We start from the raw sequence: 19147 nt of genomic DNA, 5'->3' as shown, positions 1-19147 counted from the left end.
ACAAGTAACCGGCGAGAGCAACTGGTCACCCCAGGCGCATCGCAGCGGCCGGGCTTGCCGCCTCGACCGTGGGTGGCCGGGTGCTCCTCCTGACCGACACCGCTCTCCTTGCCCAGTAAGGGATTCAGCATGCGCAAGTGGATGACCAGATTACTTGTGGCGGGCGTGCTCGCCACGACCACCGCGGCCGCCGTCACGGCGGTCGACACGGCCGTCGCGGCCGACGGTGTCTCAACCGCGGCCGCCGAGTCGACGTTCCCGCTCGCCGACCCGGACACCGTCCAGGCGAAGGACGGCTCGTACGTCACATACGGCACCACGGTCGGAGCCGACGTCGGCGCCCGGTGCGGCGTGACCGGCAAACTGTTCGTGCCGGTGCTCGTCCACGGCTCCGGCAACACCGTCGGCGTGGGGACCTGCGCGTCGGCCGACGCACTGCCCAACGGGCCGGGCAGCTGGGCCGAGGGCAACATCTGGGCGCCCGGCGTCGTCCGCTTCGGCGACACGTACTTCATGTACTACACCGCGTCCAAGCGGGGCAGCGGCCAGAAATGCCTCGGCCGCGCCGTCTCGGGCAGTGCACGGGGGCCGTTCACCAACCCCGTCGAGTGGGCGTGCCCGGGCAACGGCCGCTGGGCCATCGACGCGAACCCGTTCGTTTCGGGTAGCGACATGTACGTCGCCTACCGGGACGACGCGATCACCTCGTACCCGGAGACCGGCATCTCGGTCGTGCGCACCCACTCCAACGGCATGGCGGACTGGGCCACCCGCCGGGACGCGTTGAAGAGCACCGACATCGGCTGGGAGACCACCCGGATGAGCGGCGGCACGCACGTGGTCGAGAACCCGTCGATGTTCAAGTCCGCCGACGGTTACTGGTACCTGGCCTACTCCGGTAACAACTGGGACAGCGTGCGGTATGCGACCGGCATCGCCAGGTGCGGCACCGGCCCGCTCCCGTCGACGCGCTGCACACCACGGCAGAACGGGGCCGAGCGGCCGTACTTCGGTTACACCGGCACCGGCGGCCTCAACCCCTACCGCGGCATGCCCGGCAACCACCCCGGCCCGGGCGGGATGGACTTCTTCCAGGCGGCCAACGGCCAGTACCACGCGGTCTACCACTGGTGGAACGGCACCAGGCGATTCCCGATCGTGGCGGTGGTCCTCCGCAACGACGGTGGGTTCTACCTCAATTAAAGAGCTCCCCGATCCGGACGTGGATTGAAAAGGGTTTCCACACCACACCCCCGGTTTGTCGTGAACGGCGCGTTCAGCATGCCCACCACCCTGAACGCGCCGTTCACCTATACCGGCCACTGCCGTATCCGGGCGTGTACCGAAAATGCTCGTAGTACGGTGAGCAATCCTCACCAATCGCGGTATCCGGGACATCGGGTAGGTGCGCTCCGCGGGGAACAGCCGCTGAGCCTTGGTTGCACGCCCGGTCTGTGAGCGCGTCGAAGATCTGACGCACCAACCCCGCAGCGACCGGTCGCGTCACCTACCCCACGACCACGCCGTGCTGATTCACGGACTCGGCTGCCGGAGCGGCGATCAAACCGAGGCCGAGTGGCGTGCACCAATGCAGGACGGCCTTGCCGTCGCGATGGGTGGTGATCAGCCGGGCGTCGCGCAGGGTCCTGGCTTGCATCGAGGCCGCGGGCACGGAGACGTGCAGGGTGCGCGCGAGTTCGGTCGTGGTGTGCGGCTTGGTCAGAGCACGCAAGGTGTCCGCTCGCGTGCCGCCCAGCAGGGCTGCCAGAGGATCGCCGGCCGTGTCGGCGTCGTGCAAGGGAAGCGGCGTGAGGGCCGGGTAGATGACCAACGCCGGCCCTGCAGGCTGCGGCGCCACGAGAACCCTGCCGGTCCAGAACAGTGACGGCAGGAGCACCACACCTTCGCCGCGCAACGTCACTTCCCTGTCAACGCCGGGCGAATCGATTTCCAGGCTCATACCGCGCCACCGCAACCCGGCGGACAGACCAGTGAAGGTGCGCTCGAGTCCGTGCCGGGCAAGGAAATGCGCGCGCCAGGCCGCTTCGGCGTGAAAGGCGACCTGGAGCCGTGGCCACTCCACGGCCAAGATGTGCCTGTGCGCTTCCCTTACGGCGTGCTCGAGGATGTGCCAAGCGTGGCGATCCCGGACGGCAAGCTGCCGAATCCAGGCGGTCCGCGGCCGGTCGACCGCGCAGATCCGTCGCAATTCCGCCTCGACGACCGTTCGGTCGGTAGCGAGGACCCGAGCCAGGCCATCCTCCAGCCCGGCACTCGGCGGATCGAGGAACAGCGGTCCGATACCGTTGGGAGCCAACAACTGCAGTAGCGGCTCGGCCTGTACGGGCAGACCGCGTGCCGTCCGTCTTCGCCAGCCACCGAAGACGTGGCGATCGTCGCGGCGCTGCAGCGTCATCAGCGCGAGGACCAGTTCCATCAGCGGAGCGGGAGTGTCCGCCACGGTGACCTTCAGCAGGTCTTCTGCGGTGAAAAACACCTTCAGCACGTCATCCCCCAGACGCGGCTCCGCCGCACGTTTCAGTTGTGGTTGAACACATGGCAGCACAGTCGAGAGTGCCAGACACTGGTCATGCGATCCACTGGATCGAGTTCCCAAGATGGGTTACGCCTCTACTGGGGCCATCGAATGATTTCCATTGCGCCTTCACGGCGCCGCATTCACATCGGAAACGAATGATCGCGAGGGAGAATGATGAGAAAATCGCTGAACCGCGCCTTGCTCGTACTGCCTGCCGTGGTCGCGGCGACACTGGTCAGCGTCAGCGGGACAGCCACGGCCACATCCGCAGGAACGCGAACCGACCCTGTTCCGACCGTGGACTGCAGTCACTCGCATTCGAACAAGGACAGCGGCTCGGGCCGGACGACAACGGTGCTGCGCTACCGGACCGGGCCGCACACCACCTGCGAGGCACTGGGACAAGCCGGTGACAACACGCTGATCTACTACCACTGCTGGACTTCCGGCGAATCGGTCGGCGGCGTAAGTACCTGGACCTGGGGACGTGTCGCGGGCACACAGCGCGCGGGCTGGTTCTCCGACAAGTACCTCAGCAACGGCGGCTCCACGAAGAAGTGCTGAGCTGAGACCGTGGTGCCGAGCCTCCGCCCGGCACCACGGTCACCCCCCGGCACGGCAAAGTTCTGGCTTCACCCGGAACGCGGCCCATCGGTCAGGTAACTGCCAAGGCCCAAGATGCCTGCCCGGTGGCCAGGCCGACCTCGGGTGGGCGCGCGACTCGGCCGCTCCGTCCGGTTCCGAGCTTCCGGAGACTGGGCTGACCGTGACAGGCGACATCCTCGACGATCGTCGGCCGCTCGGTCCCCTCCGCGCTTGCGGCTGAGGACCGGCAAGGCGGCGTCCGGCCTCTCGGTCGTGACAGGCGCACTTTGCTGGTCACTCGATCCGGTGGTTCTCGCGAGGAAGGTCTTGATCTGCTCGTAGCTCGTGGCGGCCGGCTCGCCGGTACCCGGTGGACGCGGCGCCGGCGTAGAAAGCGGTCCCGCGTACGTTCTGTCTTCGTCGCGGATCGCATCGCGCGGCGCGACTGCCCGGCCTCGAAGGGCACGCCGATGGTGGGACGCACGGTGGAGCCTGTCGAATTGACCACCGTTCTGCGCGATGATTCGAGATGTGACCGACGACTCCACAGGAACACCTCCGTCGTTGCCGCGCTCCCGCCCACCCGTGCCGCGGCCGTTGTTGTCGCCCTGGACGGTGCCAGTGGTCTCTGTGGTCGTACTGGCGGCGGCAGGGGTGGTGGGGTGGCTGCTGTGGAGCTGGATCGACAGCCTTGCCCTGGCCGACCCGGAAAAGAAGGCCGCAGCGCAGTTGGACGCGGTGAAGATCTCGGCGTCGGTCCTCGTGGCCGGGGGCGGCTTGTTCGCCCTGTACCTGGCAGTTCGGCGACAGCGGACACAGGAGCTGGAGCTGGAGGCGCGACACGCCGAACTACGCCATCGACAAGCCGAACTCAGCCAGCGCGATCGCACCCAAGACCATGCCGAGCAGGTCGCCGAGACCAATCGATTGCACTCAGAACGCGTCGCGGACGACACGAAGAAGGATGCCGACGCACGACGGGTGACCGAGCTGTACAGCACGTCGGTCGGGCAGTTGGGCTCGGATCACGCGGCGGTCCGGCTGGGCGCGATGTACGCCCTGGAACGCCTGGCCCAGGACGACCCGCCACAACGGCAGACCGTAGTCAGCGTCCTGTGCGCCTATCTGCGCATGCCTTATGCCGCGCCGACCGACACGCCGCCCGGGGTGAGCGATCAGGATCATCTCCAGGAGCGTCAAGTTCGACTCACCGCTCAGCGCCTGCTCCATGGCCATTTGATTCCCCACTACCGTGGGCAGGACGGGGCCACCTACCCCATGCCGAGCTTCTGGGCCGGCATCGATCTCGACCTCACCGGCGCGACTCTCATCGATTTCACTCTCACCGGATGCGCCGTCCGCACTTTTCTGGCCGACGGGGCGAAATTCACCGGAGACACCCTGTTCGACTGGACGGCATTCAGCGGCCCCGCCCAGTTCAACAAGGCGACGTTCACCGGACCCGCCCGGTTCAGCAACGTCATGTTCGCCGGGCCGACCAGCTTCACCGGATCGGCGTTCGAAGATGACAGTCCCTTCGGATTCGGCGACGGAGGCCACGCCAAACCCCGCGGCAACAGTTTCAGCGATGCGACGTTCGCCTCCGACACCTGGTTCAACGAGGCGACTTTTGCCTCTTTGACCTCCTTCACGAGAGCAACGTTCATCGGATCAGCACAGTTCGACAAGATCACCTTTTCAAGTCATGCCACTTTTACCGAAGCGACCTTCGGCGACATCGATTCGCCGTTGAGAAGCAAGTCATTCATACTCGGAACAAAAGTCGACCACTCTTTCCGTTCGGTCACCTTCGCCGGGGTCGCCGACTTCCGCAAAGCAAGGTTCGCGGATCTCACCTGGTTCACCAAGGCGACGTTCGGCGAAACCGCCCTCTTCGACAACGCCTTGATCGCACAGGCCGTTGTGTCCCACCATTCCGAGATTGCCGAATCACTCGAGCGGATCCAAGGTGTCGACAGGACGTTATGGCCGCCGGGATGGCGCCTCTCGCCCGACCACGCCACCGTCAAGGGCCTGAAGGACACGTGGCATACCTTTCAGCGCACCGAACCCGAGCCCGACGATCGGCACTCGGCCTGACCGTAGCGATGTGCACTGCGAGCGCTCAGCGGCAGATCACTGCGGCGCCGGTTCTTTCGAGTGCCGTCCCAGACTGCCGATCGCGGCCATGATCAGCACGACACCCACGACACCGGCCACCGTCAGCCTCTCCCCCAGGAAGACGACGGCGATCACGACGGCGGTCACCGGCTCGAGCAGTGTCGCCACCACCACCGCCCCGCTGGGTGTGGTCCTCAGGCCGGCGAACAGGAGCGCGTAGGCGAGCGCCATCGTCACGGCCCCCAGATAGCCGATCAGCGCCCATGACCCGATGTCCGTCGTCAAGATCCGCTCGCCGCTCGCCCAGGGTATGACCAGTCCGGCGGGAACGAGGACCATCGCGGCGACACAGGTTGTCGTCGTGGTCATGGTCAGCGTGTCGAGCCTCAGGGACAGCGGCGCGGCCGCTTCGGCGGAGAGGGCGTAAGCGGCTCCTGACACAAGTGCGGCGAACACGCCTAGAACCGGATACGGCGCTTCGCCGACAGGACTGCCGAGGACACTGACCAGCAGGAGCCCTGCCACCGCGACCGCGACCGTGAGGAACTGGCCGGCGGAGGGACGGCGACGACGCCGGACGCTGCCGGTGATCAGCAACAGCACCGGCGCGAACCCCAGGCACACCACGGTGGTGATGCTCACCCCGGTCCACAGGACCGCCACGAAGAAGAACAACTGGAAGATCGCCGTCGAGACCCCGACCACCGTCACTCGCCGCCAATGCCGCCTGCCGAGCCGCGCGCAGTCGCGCGACCGCCGCATCACGGCGGCGGCGATCACCAGGACGACAACGGCGAAGAACGCCCGGTACCCGCCGATGGCCAGCGGTGAGAGGTCCGAAGCCTCGTGGACGACGGGGATCGCCGGACCGATCGTGCCCCAGAGCACGCCGGCCAGGCACACCAGGACCAGCCCTCTGCCCTTGCCCGCGGCCGCCTGAACAGGCTCGGTTTTCGTTGTCGCCATGCCGGCAGCATGCCAAAGCGGTTCACGGCGGTCCGCGTTCGGCAAGCAGTCGCCCTGCCCTGCTGTCCACGTCGGTCAGCGCCCCTCAACCGGGCAGCCGGCCCGCCGTGATCGAGGTGCAGGTGGCCACGACCGGCGGGCCGGTGCTGCTGTACATGACTTCCTCCTCACAGGCGAGGTCGCGGCCTCAGGGCGCGCAAGCGTTCGGGTTGTCGAAATGGCCGGGCGTGGTCGGGAACGCCGGTCCCGTGCCGTGGTCCTTCATATCCGGCTGGTACACCAGCGCCAGTTCGTCGTAGGCCGACGTGCCTTTCGTGGTCACGTCCCCGGCCGCCTGACCGGCGCCCAGCGAGTACGCCCACCGCTGCAGGAACTCCTGATGCGTCGGACTGTGCTGCCGGACGTCGTTGTAGCCGCCGTAGGCCGCGTTGCAGTGCGTGTAGAGGTTGTACGCACCGCCCCAGTCGAGCAGCCGGTCGCCCTGGTTCGGCCCGTTGTCGGCGACGTCGGCCTGCAGCACGTCACGGTCCCAGCCGCCGTAGATCCAGTCGATGCCCTGGTGGTGCTGGTTGTCCGCGACGTCGGCGTTGTCGAGATTCGTCATCTCGAACCACGAGCACGGGTCGACGGTGACCGCGTTCTTGCCGTTGCCGAACGTCTGCGGCCACGCGTTCGCGGCGCAGGTCGTCTGTCCCGGTGCGCCGTAGGTGCCACGTGGGCGCCAATCGAGGAGGTCCGAACCCAGCGCGCCGGTGTCCGGGTCGACCGACGGACCGGACGTGGCGCCCTTCCCGCCGATGAGGTGGTCGACGAGCGAGTCGTTGACACCCCGGTCGTTCGGGTTGGCCGGGTCGGTCCCGCCCTTGCCGCCCCACAGTACGTCGGCGCCGTCGTCGCCGAAGACGATGTCACCGCCCGAATCCCCGTTGGCCAGGTCGTCGCCGAAGCCGCCGTGGATCGAGTCGTGGTCGTCGCCGCCGCGGATGCGGTCGTCGCCGCCTTCGAGGTCGCCACGGTGCGGCATCGCCGGGGCGTTGCCAGGTGCCGCGAAGGTGTCGCCGTTGACGTCGTGCTGAAGATCGACCTGCCGCGTGACCGAGCCCGCCAGGAAGCCCTCGTAGTGGATCGCGGGCACCTGCGGGTTGTCGATCACGAAGTGGTTCGACCCGTTCTGGTAGACGTCCACGATGCCGCCGCGGTCACCGACCATGGCGTCTTCGCCGCCGGTGCCCCACATCCGGTCTCCGCCCAGCTCGCCGTACATGTCGTCGGCGCCGTCACCCGGAGCCGTCGTCGTGCCGGTGTCGCCGTACATCAGGTCGTCGCCGTCCTGGCCGTACTGGGTGTCCTCCCCCGCGTCGCCCCACAGGTTGTCGCCGCCGGAGGCGCCGAGTGCCTCGCAGGTGGCCTGCGTGGTGGTGCAGAAGCGGGTCGGTGCGCCGTTGACGCCGTGGCGGACGAACGCCGCGCCGGCAGGCGGAGACGCCGAGTAGCGCTTCGCGTAGATCCGGTTCGTCAGCGGCAGCGAGACCTTCGACAGGTCGTCACCGAGCACCACCGGTTTGCCGGTCTGGTCCACGATGTCCCGCACCGCGGTGCCATTGTCGCCGAGGATGAAGTCGGCGGCGCCGTCACCGTGCACGTCGTCGGCCGTGTCGCGGAAGAACTCCAGCGAGCTGCCGCCGATCAGGTCGTCCTGACCGTTCGGTGCGGAGACGTCGCCGAGGTCGTCCGACGCCGCACCCGGCCACGCCGGCTCCGGTGAGGTGATCGCGATCCCGGCCTCCGCGAGGGTGCGGTCGCCGAACATCGTGTCGTGCCCGCCGTTGCCCTCGGCGTAGTCGTCGTGCGCGCCACCGGAGATCTGGTCGTCGCCGTCCTGGCCGAACATCACGTCGACGCCGCCACCACCGGACAGCTGATCCCCGCCCGCCACCGGACGGGCCGGCGCACCGAGGAATCCGTTGCTCCACGAGAGATCGAGCAGCCGCAGCGAACGCTGCGTCTCGAACGTCCCGTTGCTGCCCACGCGCAGCAGATACGGCGAAGGCGACGCGATCCGGTCGGTGATGGCGTTGTCGCCGAGCACCACGTCGTCGCCCGTGCCACCGAAGACCACGTCGGCGGTGTCCGGCTGGCCCTGGGTGGTCAGCGCGGTGTCGTCGCCGTGGATCGTCGAGCTGCCGCCGACGAGGTCGTCGTCGCCGTTGTTCCCTTCGATCCAGTCGCGGCCTGGGCCGCCTTCGGCGTGGTCACCGTCGTTGCCGCCCTTGATCCGGTCGTTGCCGGACTGGCCGAGGACCGCGTCGCACCCGTTGTCACCGGTGATGTCGTCGCCGCCGGAGGTGTTCGGCACCGGCGTGTCACCGAGGTCGTACAGCTGGATGCTGCGATGCGTCATCGGGAGCGCGCCGGGCAGGTCCGTGTCGAACCGGCCCTGGGTGATCGGGCTCTTCGGAAGGCCCGCGTCCCTGGTCACGAGCGCGTTGTCGCCGGTGATCACGTCCGCGTCCTCGCCGCCGGAGATCACGTCTCCGGTGTCGAGCTGGCCCACGGTGCCCTGGCCGCCGCCCATCTCCACGGCGGAGGAACCGCCGATGAGATCGTCCTGCCCGGAGTCGCCGAACAGTTTGTCGGCGTCCTGATCGCCTTCCACGTAGTCGTCCCCGGCGTCGCCGTGCACGGTGTCCGTTCCGGACTGCGCGTAGACGACGTCCGTGGCGTTGCCGCCGGAAATGGTGTCACCGCCGGAGTTCACCGGGTTCGGGGCGTGGCCGAGGTCGAACAGCACCACGTGCCTGCCCGCCGACAGCCCGCGGCCCCGGGTGACCGGGTCGCCGGAATCCGCGCCACCGGTACCGGTGATCGTGGCGTTGTCACCGGTGATCACGTCGTCGGCGTCGCCGCCGGAGATCGTGTCGCCCGCGTCCGGATAGCCCGCCGCGTTCTTCGCCGCCGGGTCACCGGGCGTCTGGTGGCTGCCGCCGATGATGTCGTCGGCCTCGGTCTCGCCGTTCAGCGTGTCCGCACCGGGGTTGCCTTCGATACGGTCCGGATCCTTCCCGCCGGAGACGGTGTCGTTCTCCAGCCCGCCGTACAGCGCGTCGGTGTCCAGGCCACCGCCGATGGTGTCGTCGCCGCCCAGCGCGGCGTCCGCGCTACTGGCCAGGTCGAACACCGGCCCGCCGGCCGCCGCCGGATCGCCGTTGTCACCGAGGATCGTGTCGGTGCCGCCGTCGCCGAACAGCTTGTCGCCGTCGTCGGGCTGCCCGGCCGCCCGGGTGCCACCGACGATCACGTCGCCGGCCAGGCCACCGGAGATCCAGTCCTTGCCGTTGTTCCCTTCGATCGTGTCGGGGTCGTCGCCACCGAACATCGTGTCGACGCCGTCGTTGCCGTACAGCGTGTCGGTACCGGTGTCGCCGTAGACGGCGTCGTCGTCCAAGCCGCCCCAGACCTGGTCCGCGTCGCGGCCGCCGTGCAGGACGTCCCTGCCCTTCTCTCCGCACACGAGGTCTTCGTTCGCCTCGGCGTCGACATTGTCGTCACCGCCGCCGGCCCGCACGTTCTCCACTCCGGCTCCGCCGATGACGCGGTCGTTGCCGTCGAGCGCGTCGTTCACCGTCTCGTCGACCGGGGTCGACGGGAGCGGCGCACCGGCCTTGCACGGTGTCGTCTGCTTGTCGCCGTACACGTCCGCACCGCCGTCACCACCGATGATGTGGTCCCGGCCGAGGCCGCCGACCAGCGTCTTGTGCGACGGGCTCACTCCCTGCGGGAGCGGTGTGTGCGTGACGAAATAGAGCGGCCCGTAGTCGTCGGTCTTCGCCGGGTCCGGGAAATCCACAGTGGACGGTTCGGCGATCACGTAGTCGTCGTCCGGCCCGCCGTAGAGGGTGTCCGCCCCGTGGCCGCCGAACAGGATGTCGTTGCCGCCACCACCGCGGAAGTCGTCCTTCTGCGTCTTCGTCGAATGGCCGGTCACCCGGTCCTGTCCCTTGCCGCCGAACACCTTGTCGTCACCGGAGCCGGTGTCGACGGTGTTGATCGGCCCACCTGCGGGGCCGCCCGTGGTGTTCGCGTCGTCCGAGCCGTGACCGTCGACCCCGGGGTCGAGCTTGCCTGCCGTGTAGATCTCGTCCGCTCCGGTGCCGCCGGCGAAGCGGTCGCTACCGTCGCCGCCGATGAGGATCGCTCCCGGGGAAACGAAGAGCGACCTCGGAAGCGTCGGCACGTCCTTCAGCGGATCGTCGGCCGCGACACCGAGCGTGTCGTCACCGCCGTTGCCGAAGGCGGTCGACTTCGCGAGCCCGACCTTGATCGTGTCGCCTCCGTCGCCGCTCCCGGTCCCGCCCGCCGGATCGGGCAGGATCGCCCAGTTCGGCACGGAGACCGTCGGGCCGCCGGCGCCGTCCGCGAGCGGGTCGCCCCCGTCGCGGCCGTCGTTCTTCAGTTCCTTCAAGCCGATCGAGGTCAGCGGAGGCGCGCCGAGACTCGAGTCGCCCGCGACGATGTCCTCGCCGTTTCCGACGGTGATGCTGTCGACGCCGGGACCGCCGGCGACCCGCGCCTTCGCTCCATTTCGGACATAGCTCTTCCGGTCCGCGGCGAGCACGGTGCGGTCGCCGGTGACGATGGTGTCGTCACCCTTGCCGCCATCGACCCACGAGTTGCCGATACCGGTCTTGATCTGGTCGTTCTTGTCGCCGCCGAACACGATCGCGTCCCGGTCGAACTGCGCGGTCGGCGGCGGTGGGCCGTCCTTCGCGGTGTCCGCCTTGGCGTCCCCGATGAACGTCACGCTCATCGGCTTGCCGTAGCCGCGGCCGTCCACGACCACCCGCTCGATATTCGCGTTCCGGAACTCGCGCCGGATCCCGAGCATGTCCACGGCCACGCCGGTGAACGCGGGGTTCGCCGGGTTCGCGTAGTCGTGCAGCGACGTGATCTTGACGGTGTCCTTCTCCTGCTTGTCCGACTCGTACGGGTCACCCGCGCCGCCACCGCGCTGGGCGGTATGGCCGAGCGCGGCCGCGTACACCACGAGTGTCTTGCCGTCACCGCTGAGCCCGCCGAGTTTCGGTGGTGGTGGCGTGCAATTCGGTGTCGCGGTGAAGTCGAGCAGCGTGACGTCGACGATCGTGAAGCTGAACGACACCGAGAACGGGCCGAAGCCGACCGTCACGTAGAGCTTGAGGAAGACATAGAGCCGCCCCGACACGGTGAACAGGCATATCGGGTTGTTCAGCGCCGTTTGCAGGAACTCCGTGATCCGGAACTTCCCGTCGTGGTTGGGATCGTTCCACAGGAACGAGACCGTGAGCCCCACCCCGCCCTCGATGCCGACGGTGATGACCACCGCCGTGACCGCCGCCCCGGCGGCGAGTTCGCCGGTGAACGACACCACCGGGATCGGCTTCCCGTTTTCGGTGGTGTAGAAGAACAGGCTCTGCAGGAACGCCTGCCCCACGGTCGCGAGGTCGAGTTCGCCGGCACGAGCCGCTTCGAACGCCTTGCGGATGCCGAAGGTGTCGAAGCCCGCGACGATGCGCAGCGTCACCGACGCTGAACCGTGCAAGGTGATCACCACCGGCGGCGGCGCGTACACCGGCCCGAACTGCTGACGCCAGTCGAAGCCGAGGCGCAGTGGACCGGAGTCGAACTTGACCAGATCCACGTCGCCGCCGAGCAGCACGTTGAACAGCGAAGCGGGTTTCTCGAACACCGGGAAGCTGAACCCGGCCGCCGACGCCTGTGTGGTCATCGGGCCGACCGACTTCGGGTTGGAGTTCTTGCCGTTGATCGCGCCGAGGATCGGCGCGAACCCGGTGCCGCCACCGGCGTCCTTCTTCGCGCTGATCAGGCTCTCGGTGTTGTCCGGTGTCACCGTGGTGTCGAGCGCCTTCTGGCCGCCGAGTTCGAACGACCCGAGCGGGATGAGGCATTTGTCGGTGCAGGTCGGGAAGTTGTTGATGAAGTTGACGACCCCGGCGATGGTGTCGACGAACTTCAGATCCGGGCCGCCGGCGATCGTGCTGAACGCCTTGCCGATCGACACCATCGTGACGTCACCGCCGCCCGCCAGGTGCGACAGGTCCGAAAGCACCGGGATCGGCGCGTACAGCGTCTTGATCACCGGGTCGAGCGGGCCGGTCACCTGCTTGATCTTGTTCACGATCGGGCCGAGGATCTTGCCGAAGATCTCGCCGCTGTCGATGGCCACCTTGTCGAAGGCCAGCGTCAGCGGGGAGTTGCCGCCGTCGGCGCTGTTGGTCCCCGGTTTGACGTTGTTCCACGCCCAGTGCAGCCGGAAGTTCGCCTGGATACCGGGGAATCCGGCGTCGTCACCCGGCCGGGCCTTGAGCAGCCAGTTGATGTCCGCGCTCGCGTGCAGCTTGACGTCGGCGAGGCGGTCCAGCCCCGCGTTCTGCAGATCGGTCAGCCGCAGTCTGCCGTTGGTCGGGTCGTCCGGTGCGATCAGGTCGATCTTGAACGCGCCGCCGAACAGCGGCGGGACACCCGCGTCGTTCGCCGGGGCGGCCGCGTGGTCGCAGTCGTCCGCGCTCTTCTGCTTGGTGCAGTTCTCCGCGGTGATGTTGATGAACGCGAGCTGCGCGTCGATCTTGCCCGGCAGCCTGACGTTCAGCCCGACCGCGAATTCGGGTTGCGGGGAGTCCTTGGTGCTGACGAAGAATCCCTCGCTCCGGCTGATGCCCATGGCCAGATGCAGCCGCCAGCCGAGCTGGACCTCCGGGCCGGCGCCGCCGTCGGCCTTCAACGAGAAGCCGGGGATGCCCAGGTCCAGCGGCACGGTCTTCTTGAGGCATTCGTGGCCGGACGGCAGCCCGGCGCAGTTCAGCAGGTCGCCGCTGAAGTCACCTTGGCTGACGTTCAAGCTGATCGTGACCGCGTCGAGGTCGTTGTACGAGCAATCGTGCGGCCGTGGGTTCTCGGCAGGGTTCTCCGGCGCTCCGCCGATCGAAGCGGCACCGACGTCGGTGAACTTGGCGTCGGTGACGTCCGCGATCAGCTTGAAGGCGCCGCCTTCTTCGCGGAACACCTGATAGCCGGACGCGTTGGTGACCGGTTCCCAGGCGATATCGAGTGAGTCCGTTGTGGACAGTGCGGCCGGGCCGGTGGTGATCTGGCCGGGATCGCTCGCCTTGGCCTGTTTCTTCGCGCCCTCGATCGTCACATAGGACGCGACGACGTAGCGGTAGGTCTTGTCCGCCGCCGTGGCGCCTTCGTGCAGCTTGACCGTGGGCGCGCCGACGGTGCCCAACGGCGTCTTGCACACCGTGTCCACGGTGACCGTGTCCGGGTTGAGACCCGCGGCGGCGAGCTTGCCGCCGAGCTGGTCGTTGACCCAGCCGCGCACCGCCGCCATGTCGGTGAAGTGGCCGTTCGCCGGCAACTGGTCCAGCGCGTTGTGGATCGCGGTGCGCAGTTTCCCGATGAAGTCCGCGCCCTGCTGGAGATCGTCACCGAGCAGCGGCAGCTTGCCACCGAAGCTGGCGGTGTTGAGCGCCTGCTCCACCAGGTTGAGGTAGCTGTCGAGGCCGTCGAGCCTGCCGAAGTCGATCAGCTTGGCCGCGAGCGCGTCCGCCAGCAGCGCCGGATCCGGGGTCTCCAGCCGCGGATGCCCGTCGATCGCCGCGCCGCCGAGGTTGAAGTAGTCGTCGGCCGCGGTCGCCTTGGGCAGTCTCAAGGCGAAGTTGTTCGACTTCGTGGCGTCGGTGATCACCTTGCTGTAGGTCGTACCGCCGTCCTCGCTGATGTACAACGGCAACTTGGCGCACAGGGCCAGCGGTGTACCGCCGTCGAGCCCGCAGCCGACCGCGGTGCTCCCGGCGTTGATCGTCGGGCCGACAGCGCCGAGGAAGTCGGTGAAGCTGACCGGCGCGCCGGTACCGCCGCCCTTGGCGAGGTCGATCGAGTAGGACGCCTTAGCGGTCGCCTTGTCCGCCGACTTGGGGTCGCCGAGTGACACGCTCAGCGGGCCCAAGGTGGTCGCGATGGTGGTGTTCTCCACGGTGGCGTCCAGTTTCACGCCGATCTTCGAGTCGTCGAGCACGCGCAGCGCGTTCGCGTCGGCCGGGCCCGCACCGGGCTGCAGCGGGACGACCAGGCCCATCTTGACCTGACCGCCGACGCCGAGCGAGACCGAGCCGTCGCCCTGCACGCCGGCGACCCGCTGGCTGCCGGACGGCAGGCTGAAGTCGAACTGCACCGGGGTGCTGGTGTGGTACGCGCGCTTCCAGTCCAGCCGGATGATCAAGGACGGCGTTCCGCCGGGTTCGGCGTACTCGAACGTCACCGGGACGCTGTCCTTGAACCGGGTGTTGATCGTCTGGACGAGACGTTGCAGGTTGTCGGACGGTGCCGCCTCCAGCATCGAGATCACGTCGTCGAGTTCGGACCGGATCACGTACGCCGTCGCCGGGGCGGGCCGGCTAGCCCACGGTCCGGCCAGGACGAGCGTGTCCGGCGTGACACTGCCGACGATGCCCACCTGGGTGCCGGCGACGACCGTGCGACCGACGAGGGAGGGCGGGAACGCGTTGCCCTTTTCGACGGTGCGCGCGGTGTCCTTCACGGAATTCGGGCCGTAGCTCACGGTCGGGCCGGAACCGGATTGGTCGGCCTTCAACAGGTCCTTCAGCGAACGGCCGACAAGGGGGATCTTGGTCCCGAACACCGCGGCGCCCGACGGTGAGGCGTCACTGATCGACGCGTTGAGGGTCTGCAAGGTCTTGAGGAGGATCGAGAAGAGCGCCTTGGGGTTGGCCGGGTCGAAGTCGAAGTTCACCAGCTCGGACAGGTCGCTCGTGCTGAACTGCGGCCCGTCGGGACCGGTGAGCTTGGTGAGGTCGTTCCAAGTGAATCCCGCGTGGGCGGAGGCGCCCTTCAGGAAGTCCCCGGTACCGGGCGCGCCGGCGTCGACGCCACCTGCACCGCGGACGCGCACCTGGAAGTCGAGCAGCGCTCCCGGGTCGTGCAGCAATTTGTCCACGACCGCGCCGAAGGTCAGGTCACCCAAGTCCTTGAGTTTCACCTGGACCATGTGATCGTCCGCGCCCGGTGTCCCGGCACAGTCGGCACCCGCGTTCGGATGGCAGACGTGTGCCGCGCCCTTCAACTGCACCTGGAGGAATCCGGCGTTGGCGAACAGGTCGATGCCCGCGTCCATCGGGAAGTCGGCGGTGAACAGCGACGGAGCGCCGGAAGTGCGCAGCAGCACCCGATCCGGCCCGGTCGGCGTCGCGCCGACCACTATCGTGCTGCCGTCCGGGTTCTTCTGCTCGATCGGCGGGTTGTGCACGGTCGGGTTCCGCAGGTCGAGCACGAGGGTGACCGCGGCGTCGTAACTGGGCTTGACCTTCGCGGTGGCGTTGACGGCGTTGGCCTCGCCAACGCCGCGCCCGCCGGTCTTCAGATCGTTGCCGAGTTGGACGATGCCGACGTCACCCTGCATCCCGGAAATCGTGTACGGCGCGTTGGCGGCCGGGATCACCGGTGTCCAACCCGGAGCCTGCAGGAAGAGCGTGTTCCCGTCGTTGTTCTCGACGGTCGCCCCCGCCGCACCGGCGACGACGCGCCGTCCCGCGAACTCCCCCGGCTTCCAGGTCTGGTTCTCGTCCTTGAGGGTGGTCTGCGTGTAACTGGTCTTGGCCGGGTTTCCCGCCGGCCCGGACGCCGCGGCCGCGGCCGCGTTGAGGTCCACGGCCGTCGCCGGAGCCTTACGGGACAACGTGATCTTGAAGTCGAGTTTGGTCGAACCCGGCGGGAAGTGGACGTCGGAGATGCCGATCTTGCCGCCGCCGGGCAGGTTCGCCGCGGTGTTGAGCTTGTCGAACATCTGCTGCAGCGACACGAACAGCGGTTCCCCCGCCTGCGTCGGGTCCGCCGCGGACTTCGTGTTGTCCTGCAGGAACTTCTTGATCGACTCGTTGAGCTGGATCGCATCGGCCAGGGTGCCCTTGAGGAACGGCAGGTCGAGGTTGCCGATCGGGTTCGCGGCGTCGCCCCACTTCGCGCGCTGGATCGAGGTCAGCGTCGTCGCCAGCTGCGCGAGTCCGGTGGCCAGGTCGCGTGGGGTCAGGTTGAGGAACGGGCCGACGGTGCCGATGCCTTCCGGCGTGATCTGCGGCGAACCGGTGGCGATATCCGGCCAGCTGAGGCCGATCTTGGCGTCCACCGCGGGCAGGTCGAGGGAGAAGGAAGCGGCGGGCGCGGCCGCCAGGTGCAACGAGCCGTTCAGCGAACCCGCCGGGCTGGCGAAGCCGAAGCTGACCAGACCGGCCAGGGAACCGTTCTGGGCCAGCTCGCCCGCGGTGCCGTCGTTGTTGACGAACGCCAGCCGCCCGTCGTTGTCCGGGTCGTTGATCGTGGCGGCGAAATGCGCCTTCATGTCCAGCGAGGTGTCGGTCTCGACGAGCCTCACCCCGAGGACACCGATGGCGGCGTTGACGGACTTGATGGCGTTCGCGTCGGGGAAGCCGGCGGAGGCGTCGACGGTGAACGACGGCGTCGTACCGTCGTTGAGGATGTAGGCCTTGTCGTGCGCCTTGTCCCAGATCAAGGTCAGCTTCACCGTGGTGCCGACGGTGAGCCGCACGCCACCGGTGGAGGAGAACGCCGACTGAGGGGCGTTGCCACCCTCCCCGATCGGGACCGGGATGTTCAGCGCCTGGTTCTGCAGCACGCGGGAGACGGTCAGGGTGAGGTCGAGTCGCTTGTCCTCCCCCACGGTGCTCAGGGTGGTCTTGAGCGTCCCGGCCCGGTCGGCCGACAGCGTGATCGGCTGATCGATGTCGAGATCGGCGTCGTCGACCGCGGCGGAGAGCTTCTTGGCGCCGGTGGTGAACGCCTCCTGGGCCAGGGTGTCGAACCCCAGCGCGGCGCCGGGGCTGGTCTGCACGGCGGGCAGCGCCTTCGCCAGCTGCCCGATCGTGCCGAGCCCCTTGCTCCAGGTGGCGAAGCTGTTCGAGGGCCCGGCCAACGCGTTGACCAACGTGCCGACGCCAGGGCTCGCCGCCCGCGCCGGAGCCGGGGTGACCACCACGCCCATGCCGACCGTGACGACGAACGCCGTCGCCAACGCGAGCAACCTGGAGCCGGCACGTGAGCCCATCGGGCACCTCCCCGTTCACGGGCGCGCGACGACGCGCCGTTCACTCGGAGAAGGCTGACCAACTGTGAAATCCACGTGAAGAGGGTGGTCCGCTCAGCGGACTGGTGACTTCCCGGCCGTCAACGGGCGGATTCGGTCAACTCGCGACCGGCTTCCAGCGCGGCGGCGTCGACCAGCCGCCGCATCACCGCGAGGTCGTTCCCCGCGATGGACAGCAAGCCGATCGCGGCCACGGTCCGGCCTTCCGGGCATCGGATCGGCGCCGCGGCACCGTGCTCGACACCGCCGAGCAGCACCCCGGCCACCGCGGCCGAGGACGGCAGCACCGCACCCGGCGAGACGGCGGGCACGCTCGCGGAGTGGCCCGAGACCGCCGCGACCACCACGACGTCGGACCCGGACAGCACGCAGACCGCGACGTCGGTCCTGGTCAGTTTCGCCAGCCGGATCGCCGGTCGCCCCACCGCGGCGCGGATCCTCGCGTGCAGCCGACCCCGGCCCTGGACGAGCCTGCCCGCCAGCGGGCCGACGACGTACCCGCGGAACAGCCGTTCGACCGCGCCGATCCCGCACATCTGCTCCAGGAGCCGATGGGCCGTCGACTTGGGCAGGCCCGCGCGATGAGCCGCCTCCGTCAACCCCAGGCCCGCACCGGCGTCGGCGTCGGCGAGCACCTCGAGCAACGCGAACGCACCCTCGAGCACCGAGCGACCGGGCACGCGTGCCATCCCCATCGGGAGACCCCCGACGGCGCCGGTCACATCGTCCGTAAGCATTCAGTGACCTCCACCGCGGTCGCCTGCACCGATCGGCTCTTCGTGCCTGAGTTGTCGTCCACCCGCGACAAGGCGTTACGGCGAACGGCCGTATCGGCCGCACCAGGTCAGAGGTCCGGGGCGTTCTCGATCAACTTTCGCACGGGTTCGCTCAGCGCGGCGCCGCTCAGGTCCAGGGTCACGAGCTCCTCGTTCATCGTTCCCCGGCTCGTGACGCTGAAGATGGTCCCCTTCCCCGTGGCGGGATCGAAGTTCCGCAGCCACGGACCCCCGCTGGAACCTCCGGCGAGGTCGCAATCGGTCTTCCACGAAATGCTGACCGAGTTCGCGTCGAGTGTGGCGGGTCGTGCGCAGGAGAACAACGCCTCACCGCCCGCCGCCTTCGACACCGGGTAGCCGAGGAGCGTCGCGTCCACAGGGGACGGTGGTGCCTCGAACGAGATGTCCTGCGTGCCCGCGACCTCGGCGACATGGCGGCCGCCGACCGGGTCCAGGGCGAGCACCGCGTCATCGTCGATTCCGCTGGAGGGGCCGGGATAGGTCGCGGACCAGGCGAACGCACGCGCCGCGAACACCCCGTGCGGCGCCTCGCCGTGGTCGTAGCCCGGAACGAACACGACGTTGAGGATCTTGATCGGATTGTCGTGGCGGTCGAATCCGCCGTTGACGCAGTGGCCCGCGGTGAGCGCCACATCCTTGGTGGCACTGGGGATCACCGTCGCCGTACACGATCCGTCGACGCCCGGTTCCGCGGTGAAGAACAACCGCCCGACCCCGGCCGGTACCGGTCGCTCCCATTCGCGGCCGATCTTCTCGGCAGGCGGCAGCTCGTCGTCACCCACCCACTGGCGCATCCGCTCCGGAGTCCAATACGCCAACGCCGCGGCCCGCTCGGCCTCGCTCACCCGAGTCACCACCTGATCGCCGGCCGCCGACGCCGGCACGGCCACGGCGGCCAGTACGGCGCCGAGGATCCCCGTCGACGCGACGATTCGGCGACATACGAGCTTCAAGTCCATGATCAGG

8 protein-coding genes are annotated in these 19147 nt (G+C 68.4%); 3 read left to right on the top strand and 5 right to left on the bottom strand.

The features are described from left to right. Positions 1–141: 141 nt before the first annotated feature. The gene (locus CVV72_RS04995; RefSeq protein ID WP_255632529.1) at positions 142–1203 is read left to right on the top strand and encodes a family 43 glycosylhydrolase; all 1062 of its coding nucleotides are present in this window, start codon (positions 142–144) and stop codon (positions 1201–1203) included. A gap of 304 nt (positions 1204–1507) precedes the next feature. Here CVV72_RS04995 and CVV72_RS04990 read toward each other — a convergent pair whose 3' ends face one another. Continuing rightward, positions 1508–2506 (bottom strand): helix-turn-helix domain-containing protein, encoded by a 999-nt coding sequence (locus CVV72_RS04990; protein ID WP_219151246.1) that lies wholly within the window; start codon positions 2504–2506, stop codon positions 1508–1510. A 207-nt stretch (positions 2507–2713) separates the two neighbouring features. On the opposite strand from CVV72_RS04990, the gene CVV72_RS04985 reads away from it, so the two are divergent. Both CVV72_RS04985 and CVV72_RS04980 read left to right on the top strand, forming a co-directional pair. Further along, on the top strand, positions 2714–3103 hold the full coding sequence (locus tag CVV72_RS04985; protein ID WP_219151245.1) for a hypothetical protein: 390 nt from the start codon (positions 2714–2716) through the stop codon (positions 3101–3103). 552 nt (positions 3104–3655) lie between these two features. After that, entirely contained in the window at positions 3656–5224 is a 1569-nt protein-coding gene (locus CVV72_RS04980) for a pentapeptide repeat-containing protein (protein WP_219151244.1), read from the top strand. 36 nt (positions 5225–5260) lie between these two features. On the opposite strand, the gene CVV72_RS04975 is transcribed toward CVV72_RS04980, so the two are convergent. From CVV72_RS04975 to CVV72_RS04960, 4 genes are all read right to left on the bottom strand, one after another. Then, entirely contained in the window at positions 5261–6211 is a 951-nt protein-coding gene (locus CVV72_RS04975) for a DMT family transporter (RefSeq protein ID WP_255632528.1), read from the bottom strand. A 187-nt stretch (positions 6212–6398) separates the two neighbouring features. Next, on the bottom strand, positions 6399–17345 hold the full coding sequence (locus tag CVV72_RS04970; protein WP_219151243.1) for a calcium-binding protein: 10947 nt from the start codon (positions 17343–17345) through the stop codon (positions 6399–6401). 119 nt (positions 17346–17464) lie between these two features. Then, positions 17465–18121, bottom strand: coding sequence for a helix-turn-helix domain-containing protein (locus CVV72_RS04965; protein WP_219151242.1), 657 nt, complete (start codon positions 18119–18121; stop codon positions 17465–17467). Positions 18122–18228: 107 nt separating this feature from the next. Beyond that, positions 18229–19140 (bottom strand): serine protease, encoded by a 912-nt coding sequence (locus CVV72_RS04960; RefSeq protein WP_219151241.1) that lies wholly within the window; start codon positions 19138–19140, stop codon positions 18229–18231. Positions 19141–19147: the final 7 nt, after the last annotated feature.

The sequence above is a fragment of the Amycolatopsis sp. TNS106 genome (genome assembly GCF_019330265.1).
In the GTDB taxonomy this organism is placed as follows: domain Bacteria; phylum Actinomycetota; class Actinomycetes; order Mycobacteriales; family Pseudonocardiaceae; genus Amycolatopsis; species Amycolatopsis lurida.
Note: the sequence above shows the minus strand (reverse complement) of the source record. Positions and strands in the feature narration are given on the sequence as shown.

Excerpts from the sequence above, each read along its gene's own strand:
- CVV72_RS04995 (WP_255632529.1), top strand. The coding sequence starts at position 142 with ATGACCAGATTACTTGTGGCGGGCGTGCTCGCCACGACCACCGCGGCC.
- CVV72_RS04985 (WP_219151245.1), top strand. The coding sequence starts at position 2,714 with ATGAGAAAATCGCTGAACCGCGCCTTGCTCGTACTGCCTGCCGTGGTC.
- CVV72_RS04975 (WP_255632528.1), bottom strand. The coding sequence starts at position 6,211 with ATGGCGACAACGAAAACCGAGCCTGTTCAGGCGGCCGCGGGCAAGGGC.
- CVV72_RS04970 (WP_219151243.1), bottom strand. The coding sequence starts at position 17,345 with ATGGGCTCACGTGCCGGCTCCAGGTTGCTCGCGTTGGCGACGGCGTTC.
- CVV72_RS04965 (WP_219151242.1), bottom strand. The coding sequence starts at position 18,121 with ATGCTTACGGACGATGTGACCGGCGCCGTCGGGGGTCTCCCGATGGGG.
- CVV72_RS04960 (WP_219151241.1), bottom strand. The coding sequence starts at position 19,140 with ATGGACTTGAAGCTCGTATGTCGCCGAATCGTCGCGTCGACGGGGATC.